This window comes from Allobrachymonas wangyanguii, assembly GCF_045055315.1.
In the GTDB taxonomy this organism is placed as follows: Bacteria; Pseudomonadota; Gammaproteobacteria; order Burkholderiales; family Burkholderiaceae_C; genus Brachymonas; species Brachymonas wangyanguii.
In genome coordinates this window covers 970,220-996,706 of record NZ_CP173677.1, presented here as the reverse complement: position 1 = coordinate 996,706, position 26,487 = coordinate 970,220, and the positions used below count along the sequence as shown (strand labels likewise).

29 protein-coding genes are annotated in these 26,487 nt (G+C 63.4%); 4 read left to right on the top strand and 25 right to left on the bottom strand.

Annotated elements, in window-relative coordinates; all coding sequences use genetic code 11:
• Positions 1-26 precede the first annotated feature (26 nt).
• From ACI3EV_RS04755 to ACI3EV_RS04730, 6 genes are all read right to left on the bottom strand, one after another.
• The gene (locus ACI3EV_RS04755) at positions 27-380 is read right to left on the bottom strand and encodes a histidine triad nucleotide-binding protein (RefSeq protein WP_329770187.1); all 354 of its coding nucleotides are present in this window, start codon (positions 378-380) and stop codon (positions 27-29) included.
• Between the two features lie 76 nt (positions 381-456).
• On the bottom strand, positions 457-900 hold the full coding sequence (locus tag ACI3EV_RS04750) for a hypothetical protein (RefSeq protein ID WP_329770186.1): 444 nt from the start codon (positions 898-900) through the stop codon (positions 457-459).
• A 36-nt stretch (positions 901-936) separates the two neighbouring features.
• On the bottom strand, positions 937-1,296 hold the full coding sequence (locus ACI3EV_RS04745; protein WP_329770185.1) for a phosphoribosyl-ATP diphosphatase: 360 nt from the start codon (positions 1,294-1,296) through the stop codon (positions 937-939).
• Positions 1,296-1,691 carry a phosphoribosyl-AMP cyclohydrolase gene (gene hisI, locus ACI3EV_RS04740; protein ID WP_329770567.1) on the bottom strand — a complete coding sequence of 132 codons (396 nt, stop codon included), beginning with the start codon at positions 1,689-1,691 and terminating at the stop codon, positions 1,296-1,298. Before hisI ends, ACI3EV_RS04745 begins: the two co-directional genes overlap by 1 nt.
• A 15-nt stretch (positions 1,692-1,706) precedes the next feature.
• The gene (gene hisF, locus ACI3EV_RS04735; RefSeq protein ID WP_329770184.1) at positions 1,707-2,489 is read right to left on the bottom strand and encodes an imidazole glycerol phosphate synthase subunit HisF; all 783 of its coding nucleotides are present in this window, start codon (positions 2,487-2,489) and stop codon (positions 1,707-1,709) included.
• Positions 2,483-3,463 carry an NAD-dependent epimerase/dehydratase family protein gene (locus tag ACI3EV_RS04730; protein ID WP_337690649.1) on the bottom strand — a complete coding sequence of 327 codons (981 nt, stop codon included), beginning with the start codon at positions 3,461-3,463 and terminating at the stop codon, positions 2,483-2,485. The genes hisF and ACI3EV_RS04730 overlap by 7 nt, the downstream gene beginning before the upstream one ends.
• Before the next feature lie 153 nt (positions 3,464-3,616).
• On the opposite strand from ACI3EV_RS04730, the gene ACI3EV_RS04725 reads away from it, so the two are divergent.
• Positions 3,617-4,666, top strand: a complete 1,050-nt coding sequence (locus ACI3EV_RS04725; protein WP_337690652.1) for a CDP-6-deoxy-delta-3,4-glucoseen reductase — start codon at positions 3,617-3,619, stop codon at positions 4,664-4,666.
• A 15-nt stretch (positions 4,667-4,681) separates the two neighbouring features.
• Here ACI3EV_RS04725 and ACI3EV_RS04720 read toward each other — a convergent pair whose 3' ends face one another.
• The 9 genes from ACI3EV_RS04720 to ACI3EV_RS04680 all read right to left on the bottom strand — a co-directional run bounded on the left by ACI3EV_RS04720 (position 4,682) and on the right by ACI3EV_RS04680 (position 14,482).
• Positions 4,682-5,083: a hypothetical protein gene (locus ACI3EV_RS04720; protein ID WP_329770181.1), complete on the bottom strand. Its 402-nt coding sequence runs from the start codon at positions 5,081-5,083 to the stop codon at positions 4,682-4,684.
• Positions 5,084-5,182: 99 nt separating this feature from the next.
• Positions 5,183-5,899 carry an ABC transporter ATP-binding protein gene (locus ACI3EV_RS04715; RefSeq protein ID WP_329770180.1) on the bottom strand — a complete coding sequence of 239 codons (717 nt, stop codon included), beginning with the start codon at positions 5,897-5,899 and terminating at the stop codon, positions 5,183-5,185.
• Between the two features lie 13 nt (positions 5,900-5,912).
• Entirely contained in the window at positions 5,913-6,683 is a 771-nt protein-coding gene (locus ACI3EV_RS04710) for an ABC transporter ATP-binding protein (protein ID WP_329770179.1), read from the bottom strand.
• A 12-nt stretch (positions 6,684-6,695) separates the two neighbouring features.
• A complete protein-coding gene (locus tag ACI3EV_RS04705) occupies positions 6,696-7,892 on the bottom strand; it encodes an ABC transporter permease subunit (protein WP_329770178.1) in 1,197 nt (398 codons plus the stop codon).
• A 13-nt stretch (positions 7,893-7,905) separates the two neighbouring features.
• On the bottom strand, positions 7,906-8,835 hold the full coding sequence (locus ACI3EV_RS04700; protein ID WP_337690660.1) for a branched-chain amino acid ABC transporter permease: 930 nt from the start codon (positions 8,833-8,835) through the stop codon (positions 7,906-7,908).
• 196 nt (positions 8,836-9,031) lie between these two features.
• The gene (locus ACI3EV_RS04695) at positions 9,032-10,336 is read right to left on the bottom strand and encodes a replication-associated recombination protein A (protein WP_329770176.1); all 1,305 of its coding nucleotides are present in this window, start codon (positions 10,334-10,336) and stop codon (positions 9,032-9,034) included.
• Between the two features lie 154 nt (positions 10,337-10,490).
• Positions 10,491-11,177, bottom strand: coding sequence for an outer membrane lipoprotein chaperone LolA (gene lolA, locus ACI3EV_RS04690; protein ID WP_329770175.1), 687 nt, complete (start codon positions 11,175-11,177; stop codon positions 10,491-10,493).
• Between the two features lie 232 nt (positions 11,178-11,409).
• Entirely contained in the window at positions 11,410-13,785 is a 2,376-nt protein-coding gene (locus ACI3EV_RS04685) for a DNA translocase FtsK 4TM domain-containing protein (RefSeq protein WP_329770174.1), read from the bottom strand.
• A gap of 22 nt (positions 13,786-13,807) precedes the next feature.
• Positions 13,808-14,482, bottom strand: coding sequence for a Crp/Fnr family transcriptional regulator (locus tag ACI3EV_RS04680; protein WP_329770173.1), 675 nt, complete (start codon positions 14,480-14,482; stop codon positions 13,808-13,810).
• 225 nt (positions 14,483-14,707) lie between these two features.
• Here ACI3EV_RS04680 and trxB point away from each other — a divergent pair, with 225 nt between their 5' ends.
• The 3 genes from trxB (at position 14,708) to rpmG (ending at position 16,353) form a co-directional block, all read left to right on the top strand.
• Positions 14,708-15,664 carry a thioredoxin-disulfide reductase gene (trxB, locus tag ACI3EV_RS04675; RefSeq protein WP_329770172.1) on the top strand — a complete coding sequence of 319 codons (957 nt, stop codon included), beginning with the start codon at positions 14,708-14,710 and terminating at the stop codon, positions 15,662-15,664.
• Positions 15,665-15,919: 255 nt separating this feature from the next.
• Positions 15,920-16,153: a 50S ribosomal protein L28 gene (gene rpmB, locus ACI3EV_RS04670; RefSeq protein WP_329770171.1), complete on the top strand. Its 234-nt coding sequence runs from the start codon at positions 15,920-15,922 to the stop codon at positions 16,151-16,153.
• A gap of 29 nt (positions 16,154-16,182) precedes the next feature.
• Entirely contained in the window at positions 16,183-16,353 is a 171-nt protein-coding gene (gene rpmG / locus ACI3EV_RS04665; RefSeq protein ID WP_329770170.1) for a 50S ribosomal protein L33, read from the top strand.
• Positions 16,354-16,470: 117 nt separating this feature from the next.
• On the opposite strand, the gene ACI3EV_RS04660 is transcribed toward rpmG, so the two are convergent.
• The 10 genes from ACI3EV_RS04660 to lepA form a co-directional block, all read right to left on the bottom strand.
• Positions 16,471-17,754 carry an RsmB/NOP family class I SAM-dependent RNA methyltransferase gene (locus ACI3EV_RS04660; RefSeq protein WP_329770169.1) on the bottom strand — a complete coding sequence of 428 codons (1,284 nt, stop codon included), beginning with the start codon at positions 17,752-17,754 and terminating at the stop codon, positions 16,471-16,473.
• Positions 17,755-17,836: 82 nt separating this feature from the next.
• Positions 17,837-18,925 (bottom strand): beta-N-acetylhexosaminidase, encoded by a 1,089-nt coding sequence (gene nagZ, locus ACI3EV_RS04655; RefSeq protein ID WP_329770168.1) that lies wholly within the window; start codon positions 18,923-18,925, stop codon positions 17,837-17,839.
• Between the two features lie 33 nt (positions 18,926-18,958).
• Positions 18,959-19,366, bottom strand: coding sequence for a holo-ACP synthase (gene acpS, locus ACI3EV_RS04650; RefSeq protein WP_329770167.1), 408 nt, complete (start codon positions 19,364-19,366; stop codon positions 18,959-18,961).
• Complete coding sequence (locus ACI3EV_RS04645; RefSeq protein ID WP_329770166.1) at positions 19,363-20,163, bottom strand: alpha/beta hydrolase; 801 nt, start codon at positions 20,161-20,163, stop codon at positions 19,363-19,365. The genes acpS and ACI3EV_RS04645 overlap by 4 nt, the downstream gene beginning before the upstream one ends.
• Positions 20,160-20,927: a pyridoxine 5'-phosphate synthase gene (locus tag ACI3EV_RS04640; protein ID WP_329770165.1), complete on the bottom strand. Its 768-nt coding sequence runs from the start codon at positions 20,925-20,927 to the stop codon at positions 20,160-20,162. Before ACI3EV_RS04640 ends, ACI3EV_RS04645 begins: the two co-directional genes overlap by 4 nt.
• Complete coding sequence (gene recO, locus ACI3EV_RS04635; protein WP_329770164.1) at positions 20,924-21,682, bottom strand: DNA repair protein RecO; 759 nt, start codon at positions 21,680-21,682, stop codon at positions 20,924-20,926. The genes ACI3EV_RS04640 and recO overlap by 4 nt, the downstream gene beginning before the upstream one ends.
• Before the next feature lie 27 nt (positions 21,683-21,709).
• Positions 21,710-22,747 (bottom strand): GTPase Era, encoded by a 1,038-nt coding sequence (gene era, locus ACI3EV_RS04630; protein ID WP_405198040.1) that lies wholly within the window; start codon positions 22,745-22,747, stop codon positions 21,710-21,712.
• Positions 22,744-23,475, bottom strand: a complete 732-nt coding sequence (gene rnc / locus ACI3EV_RS04625) for a ribonuclease III (RefSeq protein WP_405198061.1) — start codon at positions 23,473-23,475, stop codon at positions 22,744-22,746. The genes era and rnc overlap by 4 nt, the downstream gene beginning before the upstream one ends.
• Positions 23,476-23,572: 97 nt before the next feature.
• Positions 23,573-24,538 carry a signal peptidase I gene (gene lepB / locus ACI3EV_RS04620; protein ID WP_337690669.1) on the bottom strand — a complete coding sequence of 322 codons (966 nt, stop codon included), beginning with the start codon at positions 24,536-24,538 and terminating at the stop codon, positions 23,573-23,575.
• Positions 24,539-24,541: 3 nt separating this feature from the next.
• Positions 24,542-26,350, bottom strand: coding sequence for a translation elongation factor 4 (lepA, locus tag ACI3EV_RS04615; RefSeq protein WP_329770161.1), 1,809 nt, complete (start codon positions 26,348-26,350; stop codon positions 24,542-24,544).
• Positions 26,351-26,487: the final 137 nt, after the last annotated feature.

Here is a 26,487-nt window from a genome sequence, read left to right as displayed (position 1 = left end):
GGTGCAGCAAGGCGGAATGCCCTGACTCAGCCTTTTTTCCACGGACGCGGTCCGCCGATCACGTGGACGTGCAAGTGGTGCACTTCCTGACCGCCCTGCTCGCCGGTGTTGATGACCACGCGGAAGCCGCCTTCGGGATAGGGCTCGCAGCCCTGCTCCATGGCCAGCTTCGGTGCCAGCGTCATGATCTTGCCCATCAGGGCCGCATCGGCCTCGGTCAGCGCCGCCATCGAGCTGATATGGCGCTTGGGAATGATCAGGAAATGCACGGGTGCCCACGGGTTGATGTCATGGAAGGCGAAGATGTCTTCGTCCTCGTACACCTTGTTCGAGGGAATCTGTCCTGCGGCAATCTTGCAGAAAATGCAGTCGGCTTGCATGCTCACGTCCGGGTGGTTTGACAAACAATCCGTGGATTATCACCCGGAACCGTGACACATAGCTGACATTGCTGCGTCATGCACCTACCGGACGGTTGTCATTCATGCGCACCATGCCGCGCACGATGCGGTACAGGAACCAGATCGAGACAATGCCCCAGGCCAGGTAGCCGGGCACGATCAGCAGCAGGAACAGCGGGCTGGTCACCACATACCAGAAGGTGGCCCAGAGCACGGAGCGGATGCGCCAGCTGAAATGGCTTTCCTGCCAGGTACCCTTGGCGTCATCGCGCTTGACCAGGTCAATCACGAAGGCCAGGATCAGCACCGCCACCCCCACCTGCAGGCCCGGAATGACGGCGGCCAGCGCCACCGCCAAGTGCAGCAGATAGCTGACCCAGCCCACGGCCTTGAGGTTGCGGGCGCGGGTTTCCAGGTCGTATCCCTGCGGGAAGGCTGGCGGCTGCACTTGCGCCTGGGGCCGGGTTTCGCGGGCTTTTACGTCAAGCACGTCGTTCATGGCAACTCCTTGTCGAGAACGGTGGGTGGCGCGGAGTCAGTCGGCCGGACGGCTCGCCTTCTCTGCAATGCCACTGATCCCTTCGCGGCGCGCAAGTTCCGCCGTAATGTCTTCCGGACGCAGGCCGTAGTGCGTGAGCGCGATCATGCTGTGGAACCAGAGATCGGCGATTTCATACACCAGTTTGGCCTTGTCGGCACCGGCATCCACATCCTTGGCTGCCATCACGGTTTCGGTGGCTTCCTCGCCAATTTTCTTGAGGAAGGCGTCCGGGCCCTTGTGCAGCAGTTTCGCCACATAACTGGTCTCGGGATTGCCACCGCGTGCCGGCAGGCGCGATTCCAGCGTGTCGGCGACACGGGCGAGGATGTCTTGCGTGGTGAAGGTCATGGCCATTACTTGTAGATGCTTTCAGGGTCTTTCAAGACCGGATCGATGGCTTGCCAGTGGCCGTTTTGCAAGCTTTGGTAAAAGCAGCTGTGGCGGCCGGTGTGGCAGGCAATGCCGGGCTCGTGGCCGAGCTGCGTGATCTTGAGCAGCACCACGTCGTTGTCGCAGTCGAGGCGGATATCGTGCACGGTCTGCACATGGCCGCTTTCCTCGCCCTTGAACCAGAGCTTGTTGCGCGAACGACTGAAGTAGACGGCGCGACCAAGCTCGGCAGTCTTCTGCAGCGCTTCACGGTTCATCCAGGCGAACATCATCACGTCGCCGGTAGCGGCTTCCTGGGCAATCACCGGCACCAGGCCGTTGGCATCCCAACGCACGGCATCGAGCCAGTCTGGCGTCATCGTCATGGCGTCTCCTTACAGGCGCACCGGAATGCCGCGCGCCGCCATGTGCTGTTTGGCCTGCAGCACGGTGTATTCGCCATAGTGGAAGATGCTGGCGGCCAGTACGGCATCGGCACCGCCCTGCTGCACGCCATCGGCCAGGTGATCCAGGTTGCCAACACCACCGGAAGCGATTACCGGTACCGAAATCGCATCGCTGACGGCACGCGTGAGTTCCAGGTCAAAACCGCTCTTGGTGCCATCCTTGTCCATGCTGGTGAGCAGGATTTCGCCGGCACCATAGTCGGCCATCTGGCGCGCCCAGGCCACGGCATCGAGGCCGGTGTTCTGGCGGCCGCCGTGGCTATAAACGTCCCAGCCCTCTCCGCGTGCGGCAATATCTTCGGGCAGCACGCGGCGCTTGGCGTCGATTGCCACCACAATGCACTGCGAGCCGTAGCGGCCGGCAGCCTCGCGGATGACCTCGGGATTGGCAATGGCCGCCGAGTTGAAACTGGTCTTGTCGGCGCCAGCGTTGAGCAGGCGACGTACATCATCGACCGTGCGCACGCCACCGCCTACCGTCAGTGGGATAAAGACCTGGCTGGCCACCGCCTCGATGATGTGCAGGATCATGTCGCGCCCATCGCTGGTGGCGGTAATGTCCAGGAAAGTGAGTTCGTCGGCGCCCTGCTCGTTATAGCGGGCGGCGATTTCGACCGGGTCACCGGCATCGCGCAGTTCGACAAAATTGACGCCCTTGACCACGCGGCCACCGGTAACGTCGAGACAGGGGATGATTCGTTTGGCTAGCATGATGCGGATTGTAACGGCTGCCTTGGCAGCAGCCCCTGTTCCGGCGTCGGATAACGCAGCACCAGCCCCAGTTCCTGTTTCAGGCGGCGGTTGTCCAACTGGCGCGATTCCTGCATGAAACTCAGCAGCATCGGCGACAGCTGTTCGCGCGCCGCAGCCAGGCTGATGCGTGGCGGACGAGGCAAGCCATACAGATCAGCCGCCAGATCAAAATAGTCCCCCATTTTCAGGCGCGCATCGTCGTTCACGTGCACGATGCGCTGTGGCCGGCCACGCCATAACGCCAACCAGCAGGCACGCGCCAGGTCATCGGCATGGATGTGGTTGCTGTAGCTGTCATCCTGCGGCTGCAAGGCCGGTGTGCCACGCAACAGGCGTTCACGCGGCGTGCCTTGTGGCCGGTCTGGCGCGTAGATGCCCGGTATGCGCAGGATGCTGATGGCAGGCTGGCCCAGGCCTTGCCGGCCCCAGCGGCGCAGGGTCTGTTCGGCATGCACGCGGCGGCGCGCGCGATCGGTGGCGGGGGCCACGATATCGGTTTCACGCAGCAAAGCACCGTGGCGGTTGCCATAGACACCGCTGGTGCTGCCATAGGCCAGTTGCAAGGGTTGTCGGCCACGCCGCAAGGCCTGCACCAGGGTGCGTGTGCGCAGGTCCAATGCGCCACCATCGGCACCAGGTGGCGCCAGATGCAGCACGCGATGCGCCCAGCCAGCCAGCCGGCGCAGGCTGTGCGGCTGGTCCAGGTTGCCGGACAGCACCGCCAGCCCCTGTGTGCGCAGCGCAGCCAGCCGCTGCGGCTGGCTGCTCAATGCCAGCAGCTGCACGCCGCGGCGTGGCACGGCTTGCCGCACCACGCGCGCACCGACATCGCCACAGCCGACTATCAGCAGACGCTGGCGGCGGAAACGGGCCGGCCATGCGCGCGGGCGTCGGGTCTCGGGATCAACGGTGCGGGGACGGAACAAGGACATGGAACAGCATCATGACAGGCTCAGGCAGCCCCGAATGTAGCAGCGACTGACCCTGCACCCATCAGGGAGCCCCAAGATACAGGACAATAAAGCATGATGGCTCCCGAGTGGAGCCGCCCTTTTCCATCCGATTTTTGCAGGAGAACACCCCCCATGGGATACCAGGTCCATATCCAGCCCAGCGGCCGCCAGTTTGAGGTTCTGGACGGCGAAACCGTGCTCGAAGCCGGCATCCGTCTGACCATCGGCCTGCCCTATGGCTGCAAGGATGGTGCCTGTGGCTCCTGCAAGTGCAAGAAGATCAGCGGCGAGGTCACGCACCACCCCTATCAGGAAAAAGCCCTGTCCGAGGCCGAACTGGCAGCCGGCATGGTGCTGGCCTGCCGTGCCGTACCGCAGTCCGACCTGGTGCTGGAATCGCGCCAGGTGACGGCAGCCGGCGCTTTCCCGGTGCGCAAGATGCCGGCGCGCGTGATGGGCCTGGCGCGCCTGGCCGATGACGTGATGCAGATCACCCTGCAGTTGCCGACCAATGCACCGCTGCAATACCACGCCGGCCAGTACATCGATTTCCTGCTGGCCGATGGCCAGCGCCGCAGCTATTCCATGGCCACCGCCCCGCAGGACATCGATCCGGCGCAGCCGCGTGTCGATCTGCATGTGCGCCACATGCCCGGCGGCAAGTTCACCGACCATGTGTTCGACGGCATGAAGGAAAAGGAAATCCTGCGCATCGAAGGTCCGTTCGGCAGCTTCCACCTGCGCGAAGAAGACGGCCAGGGCCCGCTGATCTTTCTGGCCTCCGGCACCGGCTTTGCCCCGATCAAGGCCATGCTGGAACACATGGCACACACCGGCAGCCAGCGCCATGCAGTGCTCTACTGGGGCGCGCGCCGCCCGGCCGACGTCTACATGCACGACTGGATCACGGACTATTGCGCGCGCCATCCGCAGGTACGCTATGTGCCGGTGATTTCCGATGCCCTGCCGGAAGACGGCTGGACCGGCCTGAGTGGCCTGGCGCTGAACGTGATGCTGCAGGAGAACCCGGACATGCGCGATGCCCAGCTCTATGCCTGTGGCGCTCCCGCCATGGTGGATGCCGCCAAGGAACGCGCCATTGCCAGCCACCAGCTGGATCCGGACAACTTCTTTGCCGATGCCTTTACCTCGCTAAAGGACAAGGCGGATCCGCAAGCCTGAGTAATAGCGGCTGGTTCAGTAGCAGAGCTCGACCAGCCGCAAGCGGTTACCGTCAGGATCCAGCACGCGCAGGATGCGCAAGCCACTGATTCTGCCCTCGTACAGCACCGGTCCCTGGAAGTTGACCCAGCCTTCGCGCTGCAGGCGGGTAGAAATCGCGGACACCGGCTGGGACGCCAGGAAGTAGAACTCCTGCATCACAGGGTTCATGTGCGCATCAACGCTATTTTCGGCAAGCTGTCGCTGGACTTCGACCAGCTGGATGCTGCCCGGGCTCAATCGGAATACATAGCCAGCATACGCCTGTGCCATGCAGGCATCGAGCTCCAGGTTCGGAACATGCTGCAGCTTGAGCACTCGGGTATAAAAATCCAGGCACTCAAATGGCCTGGTACTGGTAATCAGGGGATCCGGCATATCTGAAATTGTTGCCGGAAGCAATGATCATTACGCCATCACACATGTTTCATGCGGAAATAAACATCCAAAAAACGTGAAATAGTCCCGCAAGCCAGTTTACTCGCCCAGATAGGCTGCACGCACGCGCGGATCCTCCAGCATGCTGCCTGCCTCGCCCTGCATGGTCATCACGCCCGACTCCATCACGTAGCCGCGATCGGCAATCGACAGCGCACGGCTGGCGTTCTGTTCCACCAGCAACAGCGTCATGCCGCGCTGGTGCACGTCCTGCACCACCTCGAAGATCTTGTCCACCATGATCGGTGACAAGCCCATGGATGGCTCATCCAGCAGCAACAGGCGCGGACGTGCCATCAGGCCACGCGCCATCGCCAGCATCTGCTGCTCGCCGCCGGACATGGTGCCGGCCAATTGGGCACGGCGTTCCTTCAGCCGCGGGAACAACTCCAGCATGCGCTCCATATCCTGTGCCACGGCGGCCTTGTCCTTGCGCAGGAAGGCGCCCATCTGCAGGTTCTCGATGATGCTCATGCGCGTGAAGATGCCGCGTCCTTCCGGAATCATCACCAGCCCTGCCCGGGCAATATCCCAGGCGCCCTTGCCGCGGATGCTCTTGCCCAGGAACTGGATATCGCCGTTGCGCACCGGCTGCAGCCCGGTGATCGCCTTCATGGTGGTGGTCTTGCCGGCACCGTTGGAGCCGATCAGCGAGACCAGTTCGCCCTCGCGCACTTCCAGGTCGATGCCCTTGACCGCATTGATGCCGCCGTAGGCCACTTCCAGTCCACTGATTTTCAACAGGGTTTTGCTCATGCTGTGTTCTGCCTCAATGCTGCCCGGTGCCCAGATAGGCCTCGATCACCTTCTCGTCCTTCTGCACCTGCGCCGGCGTGCCTTCGGCGATCACCTTGCCATAGTCCAGCACCGTCACGCGGTCGCACAAGCCCATGACCAGCTTCACGTCGTGCTCGATCAGCAGAATGGTGCGGTTGTCCTTGCGGATGCGGTCGATCAGCTCGCGCAGCTGCACTTTTTCGGTGGCGTTCATGCCGGCTGCCGGCTCGTCGAGCGCAATCAGCTGCGGCTCGGTCGCCAGCGCGCGGGCAATCTCCAGCCGGCGCTGATCGCCATAACTCAGCGTACGCGCACGGAAATCCGCATATTGGCCAATGCCGACATAGTCCAGCAGTTCCTGTGCACGCTCGCGGATGGCGGCTTCCTCGGCACGGAAGGCGCGTGTCTGGAAGATGGCACCCAGCACGCCGGAATGGGTACGCACATGGCGCCCCACCATCACGTTTTCCAGCGCCGTCATCTCGGCAAACAGGCGGATGTTCTGGAAGGTCCGAGCGATGCCAGCCTGGGCCACCTTGTGTACCGCCGTCGGCTCGTAGGCCTTGCCGGCCAGTTCAAAGCTGCCACTATCCGGCGTATACAGGCCGGTGATGACGTTGAAAAAGGTCGTCTTGCCGGCGCCGTTGGGACCGATCAGGCCGTAGACCTGGCCCTGCTCGATATGCAGCTTGACCTCGCTCAGCGCCTGCAGGCCGCCAAAGCGCTTGGACACATTGCGGACTTCGAGAATCGTCGTGCTCATGCTGTTTCCGCCTCAGGGGTTGACGCTGTCCTGGCGGACCGTAGTAGTGCCGGGAACGGCATCGGCGGGCGAGTCGACGCCAGGCGGGTTCTGCTGGGCCGTCACCGGCTGGGCCTTGCTGGCACCCACCTTGCGGCTGGCCGACTTGCCATGCTCGGGCGAAGGCCACAGACCGCGCGGACGCAGCAGCATCACCGAGATCATGGCCAGTGCAATCAGCAGCTGGCGCAGGATCGCCGGATCCAGGCGACCATCGGTCATGGCCTGCAACGGGTGCGCCACATAGCGCAGCACCTCGGGCAGTGCCGACAGCAACACTGCGCCCAGGATCACGCCCGGCAGGTGGCCCAGGCCACCGAGCACCACCATGGCGACGATCATGATCGACTCCATCAGGCTGAAGGATTCGGGCGAGACAAAGCCCTGGAAGCTGGCAAACATGGCACCGGAAATGCCACCAAAAGTGGCCCCCATGCCGAAGGCCAGCAGCTTGAGGTTGCGCGTGTTCAGGCCCATCGCCTGCGCCGCCGTCTGGTCTTCGCGGATCGCCATCCAGGCGCGGCCGATACGCGAGTCCTGCAGGCGGTAGCAGACCACCACCGTCAGCACCACCAGCACCAGGAACAGGTAGTAGTACAGGCTGACCGAAGCCACGGTAAAACCGCCGATATCGAGCGAACGCGACAGCGAATGGCCGGCCACGGTGACCGGATCGATCTGGCCGATGCCCTTGGGCCCGTTGGTGATATTGACCGGCGCATCCAGGTTGTTCATGAAGATACGGATGATCTCGCCAAAGCCCAGCGTAACGATGGCCAGGTAATCACCGCGCAGCTTGAGCAGCGGGTAGCCCAACAGCACACCGACAATGCCGGCCAGCGCCGCCGCCAGCGGAATCACCGCCCAGAGCGGCAAGTGCATGCCGTTGGGAAACACCGCCACCAGCTGTGGAAAGGTGCCGAGCAGATGCGGCGAAGCCAGTAGCGCGAACAGGTAGGCACCCACGGCATAAAACGCCACATAGCCCAGATCCAGCAAGCCGGCGTAGCCGACCACGATATTCAGGCCCAGCGCCAGCATGATGTACAGCAGCGCCAGGTCGGCGATGCGCACCCAGGCGTTGCCGAACTGCTGCAGCACCAGCGGCAGTACCAGCAGGCCAATCGCCGCCAGCAGGAAGACAAACAGTTTGCTCTTGCTCGATGTCATGCGGTTCTCCCGGTCAGGCGCGGTCGGCCACGCGTTCGCCCAGCAGGCCGGACGGGCGCAGGATCAGGATCAGCACCAGCACCAGGAAGCCCAGGATGTCGGTGTAATGGCTGCCCAGCACGCCGCCGGTCAGCACACCCAGGTAGCCGGAGCCGATCGATTCGATCAGGCCCAGCAACAGGCCGCCAACCACGGCTCCGCCGAGGTTGCCAATGCCGCCCAGCACCGCGGCGGTAAACGCCTTCAGGCCCGGCAGAAAGCCCATGGTGTGCTGCACTGTGCCGTAGTTGGCGGCAAACATGACGCCGGCCACGGCGGCCAGCACGGCGCCGATGATGAAGGTGGCAGAAATCACGGTATCGGGCTTGACCCCCATCAGCGAGGCCACGCTCGGATTTTCGGCGGTGGCACGCATGGCACGGCCCAGGCTGGTGCGGTGTACCACGTAGAGCAGCACCGACAGGCAGATGGCGGTCACGCCCAGCACCATCACCTGGGTCACGGTGATGACAGCTCCGGCGACCTGGAACGGCTCGGCCGCCAGCAGCGTCGGGTAGGACTTGTAGTTGGGCTTCCAGATGATCATGGCCAGCGTCTGCAGCAGGATGCTCATGCCAATGGCGGTGATCAGCGGTGCCAGCCGCGGGCTGTTGCGCAGCGGCCGGTAGGCAATTTTCTCGATGCTGAAGTTGAGCACGGCAGCCACCACGCAGGCCACCAGCATGGCAATCAGCAGCACCATCCAGCCTGGCAGGCCCGGCATGCTTTCCTGGATCAGACCGACAATCGTCCAGCTGGTGAGCGCGCCAATCATCAGCACTTCGCCGTGCGCAAAGTTGATCAGGTTGATGATGCCGTACACCATGGTGTAGCCAAGGGCGACCAGCGCGTACATGCTCCCCAGGACCAGACCATTGATGATCTGTTGCAACAAGATTTCCATCGTCTGGGTTCTCCCCTGATCTGACCGGCAACGGTGTGCGCTACCTCTATAACCGGTGCGTGTGACACCTGTCGCGGTACCGCCAGCCCTGTTGCAAATCCTTACCCAGCGAGCAGCGGCAAACGATTGTAGCAAGCACGATCGTACGCTCCCGACTGTTTTGCGTGGGGGATTCCCTGATCTGTCATCCCTGAAATCAGGGCTTGCCGGCCTCTTCGTCCCAGCGTTTCAGCTGCGCCAGCTTCTCGCCAATGCGCAGTTCCAGCCCGCGCGGCACCGGCTGGTACCAGCCGGGATCGGCCATGTCATCAGGCAGATAGTGCTCGCCGGCGGCATAGGCATGCGGTTCGTCATGCGCATAGCGGTAGGCACGACCATGGCCCAGTTCTTTCATGAGTTTGGTGGGCGCATTGCGCAGATGCACCGGCACCTCGCGGCTCTTGTCCTGCTTGACGAAGGCGCGCGCCTGGTTATAGGCCTTGTAGCCGGCATTGCTCTTGGCGGCTATCGCCAGATAAATCACCGCCTGCGCCAGCGCTAGCTCCCCTTCCGGGCTGCCGAGGCGTTCGTAGGTCAGCGCGGCGTCGTTGGCGATCTGCATGGCGCGCGGATCGGCCAGGCCGATGTCTTCCCAGGCCATGCGGATGATGCGGCGCGACAGGTAGCGCGGATCGGCGCCGCCATCCAGCATGCGCGTCAGCCAGTAGAGTGCGGCATCGGGACTGGAACCTCGCACCGACTTGTGCAGCGCCGAAATCTGGTCGTAGAAGTTGTCGCCGCCCTTGTCAAAGCGGCGCGCATTCAGCGTCAGCGCGTTTTCGATAAAGGCGGCCTCGATCTGCTGCACGCCAGTGGTGTGCGCAGCCGTCTGGCACTGCTCCAGCAGGTTCAGGAAGCGGCGCGCATCACCATCGGCATAGCCGATCAGGGTATCCACCGCCAGTTCGTCAAACTGCAGCTCACCCAGCGCCATGGCCTGCGCGCGCTGCAGCAGCTGGCGCAGCTCCTCATCGGTGAGCGACTTGAGCACATAGACCTGCGCCCGTGACAGCAGTGCCGAGTTGACCTCAAATGAGGGGTTTTCTGTGGTGGCACCGATAAAGGTAACCAGGCCGCTTTCGGCATAGGGCAGCAAGGCGTCCTGCTGCGACTTGTTGAAGCGGTGGATCTCGTCCACGAACAGGATGGTGTGGCGGCCCTGCGCCAGATTCTGCTCGGCCTGCTCCATGGCGGCACGGATGTCCTTGACGCCAGAAAACACCGCCGACAGCGCGATAAAGGCGCAGTCAAACGCCGTCGCCGTCAGGCGCGCCAGCGTGGTCTTGCCCACGCCGGGCGGGCCCCAGAAGATCATCGAGTGCGGCTTGCCCGACAGGAAGGCCAGCCGCAGCGGCTTGCCTTCACCCAGCAAATGGGTCTGGCCGATCACCTCGTCCAGCGTTTTCGGCCGCAGCGCCTCGGCCAGCGGCGGGATCGGATCCTGCGAGAACAGGTCAGCCATGGGCATCCTCCTGCACAAGAGACAGCAACAGCACAGCCCTGTGCGCCGGCAGGCAGACAGGGCTGTGGGATTCGGGATTGCAGGCCATCAGACGCATCATCATGCCTGCATGTTACCCGTATTGCCTGCCACTACGGGCAGGATCATGCCGTGCTTACTGCTTCAGCACGTCGGCACCAGCCGGCGGCTTGAAGTTGAAGCTGACATTGGCCGGCAGCTTGCTGCCAAAGTTCTGAAACTGGATATCGGAACGCTGGCCGAAGTTGTCCAGGATCACCAGCGAACGCAGGTCCTTGCCCTGGAAACCGATCATCACGTTCTTGATCTGGCCGTCCTGGGCCTTGGGCGTGGCGCGCACCCACTCCAGGCCACCCTGCCCGGTCGCATTTTCCAGCTTGTAATGCGTCTGCAGCGACTTCAGGCTGGTCGCCGAGGCCACCAGGGCGGCCGGCGTGGCGTCCAGCACCTGGGCCTGGCTGCGCTGCGTCACCTGGTTCAGGCCGGCGTCGTACATCCACAGCGTCTTGCCATCAGCGACGATGGTCTGCTTGAACGGCTTGGTGTAATCGAAACGGAACTGGCCCGGTCGCTTGAAGCTGAAGGTGCCGGAGCTCTGGCGTGCCGTGCCTTTCTTGTTCACATTGGTCACGGTCTGGGTAAAAGTGGCCTGACCGGACTTGCTGTTCTTGATGTAGCTGTCGAGCGTGGACAGGCCATCCGCATGGGCGGCGCCACTCCAGCCAGCCAGACCCACGGCCAGGACGGATGCAGCTCCCAGCAGCGAACGGCGACGGGAAGCGGCAGCGGGCTGCACGGATTTGGCGGTTTCTTGCTTGAACATCAGCGATTTCTCCTTCGTAGGCTGACCTGCCACACGGCCCCATGCCGTGCATCTGCAGACGGGCTGCTTCAGGTCTTGCTGTCAGTTTAGAGGGGGAAACGGGCAGGAGTTCAGGTGCAAGCGTTGCAAAAGTCCTGCCATGGCAGAAAATGTAACAGCTAACGGCGCAAGTCCCTGCCGGTCTTGCCACCGCACAGGGACTTGTTACAAAACAAGGACAGAAAGCTGACGTTTATTCGTCGCGATTCGGCACCAGGATGTCGCGCTGGCCGCTGCTGGACAGGCTGCTGACCAGGCCAGCACGCTCCATATCCTCCAGCAGGCGGGCAGCGCGGTTGTAGCCGATGCGCAGTTCACGCTGCACCAGCGAGATGCTGGCCTTGCGCTTCTTCAGCACCACTTCGACGGCCTGGTCGTACATCGGATCCTGCTCGCCACCACCCTGGCCATCGGCACCGCCCTCCTCGCCATCGACGGTACCGCCTTCCAGCACGCCCTCGATGTAGTTGGGCTCGCCGTGCTCCTTCAGGAAGGTCACGACGCGGTGCACTTCGTCATCGCTGACAAAGGCGCCGTGCACGCGCGTCGGCATGCCTTGGCCCGACGGCAGGTAAAGCATGTCACCCATGCCCAGCAGGCTTTCGGCACCCATCTGGTCCAAAATGGTGCGGCTGTCGATCTTGCTCGATACCTGGAAGGCGATACGCGTCGGGATGTTGGCCTTGATCAGGCCGGTGATCACGTCCACGCTCGGGCGCTGCGTCGCCAGGATCAGGTGGATGCCGGCAGCACGCGCCTTCTGCGCCAGACGCGCAATCAACTCCTCGATCTTCTTGCCGACCACCATCATCAGGTCGGCCAGCTCGTCGATCACCACCACCAGATACGGCAGGCGCTCCAGCGGCTCAGGCGAATCGGGCGTCAGGCTGAACGGGTTCGGGATCAGCTCCTCACGGGCCTTGGCCTCCTCGATCTTGGCGTTGTAGCCCGCCAGGTTGCGCACGCCCATCTTGCTCATCAGCTTGTAGCGACGCTCCATCTCGCCGACGCACCAGTTCAGGCCGTGGGCGGCCTGGCGCATGTCAGTCACGACCGGCGCAATCAGGTGCGGAATGTCTTCGTAGACCGACATTTCCAGCATCTTGGGGTCGATCATCAGCAGGCGCACTTGCTCGGGCGATGCCTTGTAGAGCAGGCTCAGGATCATGGCGTTGATGCCGACCGACTTGCCGGAGCCGGTGGTACCGGCCACCATCACGTGCGGCATCTTGGCCAGGTCAGCCACGATCGGCGTACCGACGATGTCCTTGCCCAGGCCGACCGTCAGCAGCGACTTGCCGTCGTGGTAGGCGTTGGAGCCCAGCACCTCGCTCAGATGGATAGTCTGGCGACGCGCATTCGGCAACTCCAGCGCCATCAGGTTCTTGCCCGGAATGTTCTCGACCACGCGGATCGACACCAGACTCAGCGAACGCGCCAGGTCCTTGGCCAGGTTGACGATCTGCGAGCCCTTGACGCCGGTCGCCGGCTCCATCTCGTAGCGCGTGACCACCGGGCCCGGCTTGGCCGCCACCACGCGCACCTCCACGCCAAAGTCCTTGAGTTTCTTTTCGATCAGGCGGCTGGTCATTTCCAGCGTCTCGTGCGGGATCGCTTCACGGTTGGCCGGCGCTTCGTCCAGCAGGCTGATCTGTGGCAGCGTGCTGTCAGGCAGTTCGGTAAACAGCGGCTTCTGGCGCTCCTTGGCAACACGCACACTGGGCTCGGCCGCCAGCGGTCGTACCGGCATGTCGACGGCCACCGGAATCGGATGGTTCTCGCGCACCTGTTCCAGCTCCTGCTCGACCTCGACTTCGCGCTGGCGGGCGGCTTCCTGGCCGGCTGCCACATCTGCCGCCACTTCACGACGGGTACGCGCGGCATCGATGCGCTGCTCGATCCAGGCACCGATCTGCTGCGACACCTGGCCCCAGGAGAAGCGGAACACCCAGGCAAACGCCGCTACCAGCAGCACGATGCCCAGCACGCCGGAACCCAGCCCGCCCAGGAAAGACTGCATCAGCGGGCCGACAAAGCTGCCCAGCATGCCGCCAGCGCCCCCCGGCAGCGAGGCTGCACCGGCATACAGGCGGCTCCATTCCAGGCCAGCGGCCGACGCCAACAACACCAGCAGGGCCAGCCACCAGACCAGGCGCTGGTCAAACCAGCCCAGCCAGCGCTGACGCCAGCCGATGTTGTCTGCCTGCGCTACGCCTGCCACCTCGGGCAGCATCTGGCCGCGGATCCAGCTGCGGAACAGGCGCACCCAGCCGGCAAACAGCGCCAGGAACAGCAGCCAGACCGAGCGGCCCAGCAGGAAATAGCTGATGTCGGCGACCCAGGCGCCGGCATGGCCAAGCCAGTTGCGCGGCTCGGAATAGACGCCGGTGGTGCTCCAGGCAGGGTCAGCGGTATCGTGGCTGACCAGGGCGGCCAGCCAGAATACCAGCAGCAGCAGGCCGACAAACAGCACGGTCTCCTGGCTGAAACGCCGGAAAAAGGCGGGGACCAGCGGCTTGTCGTCTACGGGGGCGGGTTCAGTCTGGGTATTGCGAATCAGGTATGCCATTCAACTTCCTTGGCAGCCGTCTTCAGTCTGCCTGCTGGCTGCGCGGGGTCAGCACGAAGCTGCCATCCGGACGCTCAACCAGCGTGCCATCTTCCTCAAAGTGTTTCATCACGCGGCTGACCATCTCGCGCGAGGCGCCAACCATCTTGGCCACGTCCTGGCGCGATACCTTCTGGCGCAACACCATGCTGCCGTCGGCATCGGTTTCCGTCATGTCGATCAGTACCGTCTGCACGCGGCCATAGACATCCATCAGCGCCAGCGACTCGATCTGCTTGTCGGCCTTGCGCAGGCGGCGCACCAGGCCCCGCATGACCGCCTCGGCCATGCTGGAGTTCTCGCGCAGGCTGTTGAGGAAGGCGTCGCGATCCAGCGTGAGCACGTCGGTCTGCACCTCGGCACGTACCGTGGCGGAATGCGGCTCGCCGTCGATCAGGCTCATTTCGCCGATGCAGTCACCCACCTCCAGCGTGGCCATGATGACCTCGCGCCCACGGTGATCCTGCAGCAGGACGCGCGCCCGGCCGGACAGGATCATGTAGAGGGTGCCGGAGATACGGCCCTCTTCCACAATGTTTTCACCGCGCTTGAAGCGCTTTTTTCCGATGTTGGCGTACAGCACGCTGGTTTGTGTCGTAGTCAAGTCACTGAACAGGGGAACCCTGCGGATCAGATCCAGATTGGAAACAATGGTCATCTCGTCCTTTCCCTGGCTAGCCGGTCATGCCGGTAGCTGCCATTTTGCCCTAATAGCATGACATAAATCATGGATACTGCAGGGGAATTGTCCATTACTGACCGATCGTGCACGATGCTTCACACGAAATGCTCTGTTTTGTACATATCCGCTTGCCCTCTGCCCTATCGGCAAACGGCTACACTGCAGTGCATTGACCCCTGCCAACAAGAAAGGATACACGCCATGACGACTCCGACGCACGCCAAAGTCCTGATCCTGGGCTCCGGCCCAGCCGGCTATTCTGCCGCGATCTACGCTGCGCGCGCCAACCTGCAACCGCTGCTGATCACCGGCATGGCCCAGGGCGGCCAACTGATGACCACCACCGATGTGGACAACTGGCCGGCAGACGTGCATGGCGTACAAGGCCCGGAACTGATGCAGCGCTTCCTGGAGCACGCACAGCGCTTCAACGCCACCATCCAGTTCGACCATATCCACACGGTGGAACTGGGCCAGCGCCCGTTCACCCTGACTGGCGACAGCGGCAGCTACACCTGCGACACGCTGATCATTGCCACGGGTGCCTCGGCGCGCTACATCGGTCTGCCGTCCGAAGAAGCCTTCATGGGCCGCGGCGTCAGCGCCTGCGCTACCTGTGACGGTTTCTTCTACCGCGACCAGGATGTCTGCGTGGTGGGCGGCGGCAACACCGCCGTGGAAGAAGCGTTGTATCTGAGCAACATTGCCCGCAAGGTCACGCTGATCCATCGCCGGGACAGCTTCCGTGCCGAAGCGATCCTGGTCGACAAGCTGATGGACAAGGTGCAAGCCGGCAAGATCGAGCTGAAGCTGTTTGCCACGCTCGAGGAAGTGCTGGGCGATGCCAGCGGCGTGACCGGCGTGCGCATCCGCAGCACCAAGGACGAGAGCACCGAGGAGATACCCGTGCATGGCTGCTTCATCGCCATTGGCCATTCACCCAATACCGACATCTTCAAGGACAAGCTGGCCATGCAGGATGGCTACCTGATCACCCAGGGCGGCCAGCAGGGCTTTGCCACGCAAACCAGCGTGCCAGGCGTGTTCGCGGCCGGCGACGTGCAGGACCATATCTACCGCCAGGCCATCACCAGCGCCGGTACCGGCTGCATGGCGGCGCTGGACGCCCAGCGCTTCCTGGAGCAGCACCAGGGCTGATCCGGATCTGTGGCAAGAACCGCGCAGGGCAGCTTCGGCTGCCCTGTTGCATGGTGCAAGTCCTTCACGAAAAACAGTTTTTGTTCTATAATCCGAGGTTTTGCGAAACAGCCGATTGGCTAGTTTCTCAAATAAACCGCCTGCAAGCAGGCATACAGGGGTTTTCTAGGCCTTTGCATGCCGCAGGCGAGGTGCAGGATCGGCCAGCGTTGTCGGCCCTGTTATTGCAACAACCACAGTCAAAGGAGTGCTTCAATGGCACGCAAATGTGAAGTCACGGGCAAGGGCCCGCAAGTGGGCAACCATGTTTCCCACGCCAACAACAAGACCAAGCGTCGTTTCCTGCCCAACCTGCAGTCTCGCCGTTTCTGGGTAGAGAGCGAAAACCGCTGGGTGCGCCTGCGCGTGACCAACGCCGCCCTGCGCCTGATCGACAAGAATGGCATCGACTCCGTGCTCGCCGACATGCGTGCCCGTGGCCAGGCCTGATCCACAACACTGACTGAAAGGACATCATCATGGCAAGCAAAGGCGGACGCGAAAAGATCAAGCTGGAATCCACTGCGGGTACCGGCCACTTCTACACCACGACCAAGAACAAGAAGACCATGCCCGAGAAAATGACGATCATGAAATTTGATCCGAAGGCTCGCAAGCACGTCGAATACAAGGAAATCAAGCTGCGTTAATCCGGCTTTTTCCCTGTACCCAAGAAGCCCGCTCCAGCGGGCTTTTTTGCGTCTGTACGCCAGCCCTGGGGCCAAAAAACGGCACCCGCAGGTGCCGTGAGAGCTGCTGTTGCAGACTCAGGCCTTCTGCCAGACAGCAGCAAAGAAGCCGTCCATGTCGTGCAGGTCCGGCCACAGGCGCAGATAGCGCCCAGCTTCGGTCTCGCCCTGCTCCGGACTGCCCAGCAGCTCGGCCTGCTCGACCTTGCGCTGCGCCAGCAGCTCCACCACATTCAGCGGCTTGAACCCAGGATTGGCCTGACTGAAGGCTTCGGCGATCTGGTCGTTCTCCTGTGGCAGCACGCTGCAGGTGGCATAGACCAGACGGCCGCCGGACTTGACCAGGCGCGCGGCGCTGGCCAGGATGGCAGTCTGTTTCGCGACCAGTTCCTGCACCGTCTGCTCGGACTGGCGCCATTTCAGGTCCGGGCTGCGGCGCAGCGTGCCCAGGCCGGAGCATGGGGCATCAACCAGCACGCGATCGATCTTGCCGCTGAGGCGCTTGATGCGCTCGTCGCGTTCGTGCGCGATGGCGGCCGGATGCACGTTGCTCAGGCCGCTGCGTGCCAGACGCGGCTTGAGCTTTTCCAGCCGGTGTGCCGACACGTCAAATGCGTACAGGCGGCCAGTGTTGCGCATTTCTGCACCCAGTGCCAGTGTCTTGCCGCCGGCACCGGCACAGAAGTCCACCACCATCTCGCCACGGCGTGCATCCAGCAGCAGTGCCAGCAACTGCGAGCCCTCATCCTGCACCTCGAAAGCGCCCTCCTTGAACAACTCCAGTCGTGTCAGCGCCGGGCGTTCGCGCAGGCGTATGCCCCAGGGCGAGAAACGCGTGGCTTCGGCCTGCAGCTGCTCCTGCGCCAGCGCCTTGAGCACATCGGGCCGCTTGGCCTTGAGGGCGTTGACACGCAGATCCAGCGGTGCGCCCTGCAGCAGGCTGTCGGCCAGCTGCTGGAAGCGCTCGGCACCCAGCTGCTGCTGCAGCGCATCGGCCAGCCAGTTGGGCAGGTTGTGGCGGTGGATCGGCAGCAGCTGCTCATCCGTAATCTGCTGGCAGGCCGCCAGCCATTCCTTTTCCTGCGGCTGGATCGCGCCCTGGACGAAATCGGCCGGTGCAGCCAGCCCCAGGATCGCTAGGCGACGCTCGCGCGCACCACTGCCGCTGCGGGCCAGCAGCTCGAAATACGGCTTGCGGCGCAGCACCTGGTAGACGGTTTCGGTCAGCGTGGCGCGCTCGCGAGAACCGAGTTCACGATGCTCGCGGAAATAGCGCGACACGATGGCGTCGGCTGGATGGTCAAAACGCAGGATCTGGCCTACCAGGGTGGCAGCATGGTCCAGCAGGGCTTTGGGATGCATGGAAACTCTCTCAGTCAGGGCCCGATACGCTTCGGGCCGGAAAATTCGGATCAGGCAGGTCTGGTGCCCTGCCCGCTTGGGTTCAGAACAGCTCGGACAGCAAGTCCAGCGCCTGCATGTAGGCGCTGCTGCACATCAATTCGTCCCAGTCCGGTGCCGGGCCGGTCGGCAACAGGGCGCGGCGGCGCAGCTCGCTGGCTTCGTCCAGCAACAGCTGCTGCTTGACCACGGCTTCGCTGACGTGCGCCATGGCGGCATCGAGTGCTTCGCCGCCATCCAGGCTCTGATTGCACAGCAGCACCAGGTCACAGCCGGCGCGAATCGCGGCCACGGCGGCTTCGCCATGCGTGAGCGTGCGGCCCTGCATCTGGCGTGCGCCCTGCATGCTCAGGTCATCGCTGATCACGGCGCCCCGGAAATCCAGCTCGCCACGCAGGATGTCCTGGATCCAGGTAGCGCTGAAACCGGCCGGACGCGCATCGACCTTGGGGTAGATCACGTGGGCCGGCATGACGGCGGTCAGCGTGTTGTTGAGCCAGCCATAGGGACGCACATCGTCCTTCAGGATGCGCTTCAGGCTGCGCTTGTCGACCGGAATCGCCACGTGCGAATCGGCCTTGACGTAGCCGTGACCCGGGAAGTGCTTGCCGCAGTTGCCCATGCCGGCCTGCAGCAGGCCGAGCATCAGGCTTTGCGATAGCTGCGTCACCAGGTGCGGATCGGCATCAAAGGCGCGATCACCGATCACGCTGCTTTCGCCGTAGTCGAGATCGAGCACCGGGGTAAAGCTGAAATCGATGCCGCAGGCGCGCAGCTCGGAGGCCAGCACGTAGCCACAGGCGGTCGCCACCTGGCTGGCATGCTGCGCCTGCTTATTGAGGCGGCGCTTGCCGCCCTGCCCCTGGCGCCACAGTTCGCCCAGCGCGCGCATGGGCGGCAGGCGGGTGAAGCCATCGGTGCGGAAACGCTGCACGCGGCCGCCTTCGTGATCGACCGCGATCAGGATATCGGGCCGGATCGACTTGATCTCGGCGCTCAGGGCGCTGATCTGCGCACGGCTTTCCCAGTTGCGGCCAAAGTAGATCAGGCCACCCACCAGCGGGTGTTGCAGGCGTTCACGGTCGGCAGCGTCCAGGTGGGTGCCGGCAATATCGATGATCAGGGGATGCATGGCGGACGGTCTCGGAAAAAAACAGATAAGAAATCAGGAGTCGGAATCGGGCAGATACTCGACGATGACAAAACTGGAGGCCTGCTCGGCCTCGTCGGTGACGCTGACATGGGCGTGCAGGCGGCGTTCGCGGAACCAGCGGTCCAGGTCACCGTGCAGCACGATCTGCGGCTGGCCGCTGGGCGCATTCAGGATCTCGCAACGGCGCCAGTGCATGGGCATGCGCATGCCCATGCCAATCGCCTTGCTGAAGGCTTCCTTGGCGGAAAAGCGCGTGGCCAGATAGCTGACACCACGATCGGCCCAGCGCGCGCTGCGCTGGCGGTAGACCTGCAGCTCGCTCGGGCCGAGTACGGTTTCGGCAAAGCGCTCGCCGCGCCGCTCCAGCGTGGCACGGATGCGGCGGATATCGCACAGGTCGGTGCCGATGCCGTAAATCATGCGAGTACACCCCAGTCCTGCAGCACCTGCAGCATCGCCTGTTGCGTGACCTCAGGATTCTCCAGATGCGGCGAATGGCCGCAATCGGGCAGCAATAGATCAGTGGCGCCCGGAATGCCGGCGGCGATATCGTGCATGTGCTGCACCGTGGCGTACTGGTCGCCAGCGCCCTGCATCACGCAGGTGGGCACTTGAACAGCGGGCAAGGCATAGGCCAAGTTCCAGTGGGCAAACGCCGGCAGCTGCCAGGTCGCGTTCCAGGCCATGAACACCGTTTCGACGCGGTCTGCGCCATGGTAGCGCGCCAGGCCGCGCGACAGCTTGCCGGCGTCCCAGGCCACACGCGCCTCGCGGATACCCTGCAGCGTCACCTCTTCCACGTAGATGTGGGCGGCCAGCGTGATCAGGCCACGCAGGCGTTCAGGCTGTTCGGCCGCGTGCAACAGGCCGATGCTGCCGCCATCGGAATGGCCGATGGTCACGTAGTCACGATCGGGAATCGCTTGCGCCAGTACCTGCGGCAGTTCTTCCAGTGCATAGCGATGCAGGTAGTGGATGGTGCGCGGCTGCTGTTGCGGATCGGACTGGCCATGGCCCTGGCGGTCAAACAGCAGGCCGTCGCAGCCGGCGGCATCGCACAGGGCTTGCGGAAAGCCCTTCCACATGCGCGTGCTGCCCAGGCCCTCGTGCAGGAACACCAGCACCGGTCGGCTGGCGGCCTGGCTGGCATCAGCTGGTTGCAGCGCCTCGGCATGGATGCGGGCGCCGTTGTTCAGAAGGATGTTGTCGGTATTCATGCGTGGCGGCCTGCGGCGCGCAGGCATTGCAGATAGGCTTCCACCGTTGACGCGTAGCCCAGCTCCAGCGCATCGGCGATCAGGGCGTGGCCAATCGAGACTTCCTGCAGGCCTGGTACGGTACGGGCAAAGTCGATCAGGTTGTCCCGGTTCAGGTCATGGCCGGCATTCACGCCCAGGCCGGCGTCGAGTGCGGCCTGCGCGGCAGCGGCAAAACGCTGCAGCTGTTGCTGCTGCTGATCCGTACCCCAGGCGGCGGCATAGGGCTCGGTATACAGCTCGATGCGGTCCGCACCGACTTCACGTGCCAGCGGCATCAGCGCCGGCTCGGCATCCATGAACAGGCTGACACGCACGCCCAGCCCATGGCACTCCTCGATCAGCGGACGCAGGCGATCGCGCACACTGACATCTTGCAGATCCCAGCCATGGTCGCTGGTGAACTGGTCTTCGCTATCAGGCACGAAAGTGGCCTGGTGCGGACGCGTCTGGCGGATGAAATCCATCAGGTTCTGGGTCGGATTACCCTCGATATTGAATTCCTGCTGCGGCCAGTTCTGCATCAGATCGGCCAGTTCCTGCACATCGCTGCTGCGGATATGGCGCTCATCCGGACGCGGGTGGATGGTGATGCCATCGGCGCCGGCCTGCAGGCACAGGGCCGCCGCACGCGTGACGCTGGGAATGCCCAGATGGCGCGTATTGCGCAGCAAGGCCACCTTGTTCACGTTTACCGACAGCTGGGTGGTTCCGGTTGGATTCATAGTTTCTGCAACTCCATCATCATCTTGCGCGTACGCAACATCTCCACGCCACAATGGGCATGCAGCACGCCACGCAGCTGCTGTTTCAGGCCCTGCGCCACGTCACGCTGTGCCATGCACAGCTGCATCACCGCCTGCAGCGACTGCTCACCCTGCATCGCCTGCTCCAGCGCCAGCCAGTGCGACGCGGCCAGTGCCTGGCGCCGTTCTTCCGGCTGTGCCAGCCGCAGGCCGCTGTGCGCCAGCAGCACATAGTGCCGGTCGGCTTGCAGCGGCTGGTGCGTCAGTGTCTGCACATCGAGCGCCGGCAACAGGCCGACTTCGCGCAGCAGCGTCAGTTCGAAGGCGCGCAGCACCGCTTCCAGCCATTCGCCGGCATGGTCGGACGCCATCAGCGCCAGTGCGCGCGCATAGACATCGAACAGCGCCGGATGCGGATCATCCCGTGCCAGCATGCGCAGCAGCAATTCATTCAGATAATAGCCCGACAGCAGGCGTTCCCCGGTCGGCATGATATGGCCGCCGATCCATTCGGCCGAACGCAGCATGCGGATATCGGCATCGCCGCCAAAGCTCAGGTGCAAGGGCTGCAGCGGCAGCAGCACCGGCCGGAAATTCGAACTGGGCTTTTTCGCGCCACGCGCCATCAGCGCGGTGCGGCCATGGTGGCGCGTGAACACCTCCAGGATCAGGCTGCTTTCGCTCCAGTCATAGTGATGCAGCACGAAAGCCGGCTCATGCGCCACGCGTTTCATGCTGCCTCCAGGGGCCGCCGCATGGGCTTACTCGTAACCGAAGGAGCGCACGCGCGCTTCGTCGTCGGCCCAGCCGGAACGCACCTTGACCCACAGCTCCAGGAACACCTTGGCATCCATCAGGCGCTCCAGCTCCTGGCGCGCCTCGGTGCCGATGCGCTTGATGCGCTCGCCCTTGTCGCCAATCACCATCGCCTTGTGGCCATCGCGCTCCACCACGATGGTGGCGGCAATGCGCACCATGCGTGCAGCCGCCTTGCCCGGCTCCTCCTGGAACTGGTCGATCACCACGGTCGAGGTATAGGGCAGCTCGTCACCCGTCAGGCGGAACAGCTTTTCACGCACGATCTCGCTGGCCAGGAAGCGCTCGCTCTTGTCGGTCAGCTCGGCTTCGTCATGCCACCAGGGCTGTTGCGGCAGATATTTGGCCACGATGTCGAGCAGGCGCTCGATATCGCGGGAATTCTTGGCCGACATCGGCACGAATTCGGCAAACGGATGGCGCTCCTGCATGTCGCGCAGCCAGGGCGCGATTTCGCTGCGGCGGTGCACGGTATCCAGCTTGTTGGCCACCAGCAGCACCGGTACATCGGTCGGCAACAGCGACAGCACCTTGGCATCGGCCAGACTGAAGCTGCCAGCCTCGACCACGAACAGCACCACCTGCACGTCAGAGACGGCGCCGGTCACGGCCTTGTTCAGCGACTTGTTCAGCGCATTGCCGTGGCGCGTCTGGAAACCCGGGGTATCGACAAACACGAACTGGTCGTCGCCGCGCGTGCGGATGCCGGTGATGCGGTGGCGCGTGGTCTGCGCCTTGCGCGAGGTGATGCTGATTTTCTGGCCGACCAGCGCATTCAGCAGCGTGGACTTGCCAACGTTGGGCTTGCCGACGATGGCCACCATGCCGCAACGCTGCTGCTCCGGGTCGGAAGCACCCGGCTGGCTGCCCGGCTGTGCCGGTGCCAGCGGTTCCTTGCCCAGCAGGCGCTGCAGCTGGGCCTCGGTATCGGCATCCAGTGCAGCGGCGGCAGGCTTGGGATCGGTCGGGGAAGAAGAACTCATGTCGGTTTCCGGGTAGAAAGTAAGGGGCGGCGCGGCTTGGCCGCAGCGGCGGCCTGCTGTTGTTGCAGCAGCACCAGCACGCGGCTGGCGGCATCCTGCTCGGCAGCGCGGCGGGAACGGCCCTGGCCACGCTGGCTGATCTGCAGTGCCGGAATCTGGCAATCGACCAGGAAGGTCTGGCTATGCGCCTCGCCCTCGATACCAGCCACATCATACGTGGGGACCTTCATCTTGCGCGCCTGCAGCCATTCCTGCAAGGAGGTCTTGGCATCCTTGGCGGTGACGGACTGGTTCTGGCTCAGGTCGACATCGGCAAACAGGCGATGCACCAGGGTTTCGGCCGCCAGATAACCGGCGTCCAGGTAGATGGCGCCAATGATGGCTTCGAAGGCATCGGCCAGGATCGACGGGCGTTTCAGGCCACCGGAGCGCAGCTCGCCCTCGCCCAGCCGCAGGCAGTTCGCCAGCTTCAGTTGCAGTGCCAGCTGGTGCAGGCTGTCCTGCTTGACCAGGTTGGCGCGGATGCGTGACAGGTCGCCTTCGGGCGATGCCTTCAGGCGCTCGAACAGCAGGCTGGAAATCGCCAGGCCAAGCACCGAATCGCCCAGAAATTCCAGGCGCTCGTTGTGGTCGGCAGAAAAGCTGCGGTGTGTCAGGGCACGCTGCAGCAAGGCCGGCTGGGCAAAATCGTGCTGCAGCCGTTGTGCCAGCTGTTGCAGGGGGGTCAGGGATTCAGCAGGACTCATATCGGGAAAAGGCAGACAACCCGCCCGGCCGGACATCGGTTCGCCGAGCGCAGGGGCAGGTCATCGGGCAACACCATGCTTACTGGATCTTGCCAATGCGATTGAAATCGCCAAAGTTCATCCACACCGCCACCGCCTTGCCGACCACATGGTCATCCGGCACAAAGCCCCAGAAGCGGGAATCAAGCGAGTTGTCGCGGTTGTCGCCCAGCACGAAGTAATGGCCTTCGGGCACCTTGCAGGTCACGCCGTCCACGCTGTAGTTGCAGTTCTCGCTCTGCGGGAAGTCGGCCAGCACCGGGATGCCGGAGGGACGGCTGTCATCGATCAGGATCTGGTGCTGATGCGTACCGATCTGCTCGTCGAACAGCTGGTGGTAGCGCATCGTGCTCTGGTCGAGGAAATCAGCCTGCTGCGTCTGCGTGATCTCCTTGCCGTTGATCGTCAGGCGCTTGTTGATATAGGCCACGGTATCGCCCGGCAGGCCCACCACGCGCTTGATGTAGTCGGTGCTCGGCTTGGGCGGGTAGTGGAACACCATGACCTCGCCGCGCTGCACCGGCGTACCGGCAGTGATCTTGCTGTTGAGCACCGGCAGGCGCATGCCCCATTCGTACTTGTTGACCAGGATCAGGTCACCGATCATCAGCGTCGGGATCATGGAACCGGACGGAATGCGGAACGGCTCGAAGGCAAACGAGCGCAGCAGGAACACCAGCAGGATCACCGGGAACAGGCCGGCCGTCCAGTCCAGCCACCAGGGCTGCTCCATCAGGCGCGCCTTGGTGCTGCGCACATCGATGGCATCGGCCTTGACACCTTGCGCGACCAGCTCGGCCTGGCGCTTGTCCTGCGCCTGCTCGAAAGCCAGCGCGGCCTGGCGGCGATGCGGCTTGAACCAGATCTTCTCGGCCAGCCAGTACAGGCCGGTCACGACCGAGGCAACGAACAGCAGCAAGGCCATATTGCCTTCCAGGTAGCCCAGGAACCAGGCCGCCATATAGGCCACGAAGCCCCCGAGTACCAGTGCAGTAATGAATGGCATGTGTCAGTCTTCCACTTGCAAAATGGCCAGGAACGCTTCTTGCGGCACCTCGACCGAACCAATCTGTTTCATGCGCTTCTTGCCCGCCTTCTGCTTTTCGAGCAGCTTGCGCTTGCGCGAGATGTCGCCGCCGTAACACTTGGCCAGCACGTTCTTGCGCAGCGCCTTCACGGTTTCACGCGCGATGATGTTGCCACCGATGGCAGCCTGGATCGCCACGTCGAACTGCTGGCGGCTGATGATCTCGCGCATCTTGGCCACCACGGCACGGCCGCGGTACTGCGCCTGCGTACGGTGCACGATAATGGACAGCGCATCGACCTTCTCGCCGTTGAGCAGGATGTCCACCTTCACCACGTCGGACGGGCGGTTTTCCTTGAATTCGTAGTCCATGCTGGCGTAGCCACGGCTGACCGACTTGAGCTTGTCGAAGAAGTCCAGCACGATCTCGCCCAGCGGCAGGTCGTAGGTCAGCATGACCTGGCGGCCGTGGTACTGCATGTTCAGCTGCACGCCGCGCTTCTGGTTGCACAGCGTCATCACCGGGCCCACATAGTCCTGCGGCATGTACAGGTGCACCGTCACGATCGGCTCGCGCACCTCCTGGATGCGGCCGGCATCGGGCATCTTGGACGGGTTCTCGACCTGGATCACCTCGCCATCGCCCTTGACCACCTCGTACACCACGCTGGGCGCGGTGGTGATCAGGTCCATGTCGAATTCGCGTTCCAGGCGTTCCTGCACGATTTCCATGTGCAGCAGGCCCAGGAAGCCGCAGCGGAAACCAAAGCCCAGCGCCTGTGATACCTCGGGCTCGTAGTGCAACGAGGCGTCGTTGAGCTGCAGCTTTTCCAGGCTGTCACGCAGCGCATCGTACTGGCTGGCTTCGGTCGGATAGAGGCCGGCAAACACCTGCGGCTGCACTTCCTTGAAGCCAGGCAGCGCTTGCTCGGCCGGGCCCAGGTTGTTCGGCAGCTTTTTCTCCAGCGTGATGGTGTCACCCACCTTGGCCGCCTTCAGCTCCTTGATGCCGGCGATGATATAACCCACCTCGCCCGCATTCAGCGTCTCGCGTGGCTCCTGCGCCGGCGTGAACACGCCGATGTTGTTGGCATCGTAGGCAGCGTTGGAAGCCATCATCTTGAAACGTTCGCCCTTGCGCAGCTGGCCATCGACCACGCGCACCAGCATCACCACGCCGACATAGGCGTCAAACCAGCTGTCGATGATCATGGCGCGCAGCGGTGCATCCGGCTCGCCACGCGGCGGCGGCACCTTGGCGACGATCATTTCGAGGATTTCGTCAATGCCCAGGCCAGTCTTGGCCGAACATGGAATCGCGTCGCTGGCATCGATGCCGATCACGTCCTCGACTTCGGCCTTGGCGTTGTCGGGATCGGCCTGGGGCAGGTCCATCTTGTTGAGCACCGGCAGCACTTCCACGCCCAGATCCAGCGCGGTATAGCAGTTGGCCACGGTCTGCGCCTCCACCCCCTGGCTGGCGTCCACCACCAGCAGCGCACCCTCACAGGCGCTCAGGGAACGGCTCACCTCGTAGGAAAAGTCGACGTGGCCGGGGGTATCAATCAGGTTCAGGTTGTAGATCTGGCCATCCTGCGCCTTGTATTGCAACGCGGCGGTCTGCGCCTTGATGGTGATGCCGCGCTCCTTCTCGATGTCCATCGAGTCGAGCACCTGCTCACTCATCTCGCGGTCGGACAGGCCACCGCAGCGCGAAATCAGGCGGTCGGCCAGGGTCGACTTGCCATGGTCGATGTGCGCAATGATGGAAAAGTTGCGGATATGCTTCATGAAAACTGGGTCTAGAAAGGCGATGGGCCATGTCGGGCCAGCGTGCCCGGATGCCGATGATTTGCCCCGTGCGGAGCGCAAGACATGTCCCGCGGGCGACAAAAAGCGCCGGCTGCCCAGGGTGGACAAGCCGGCGA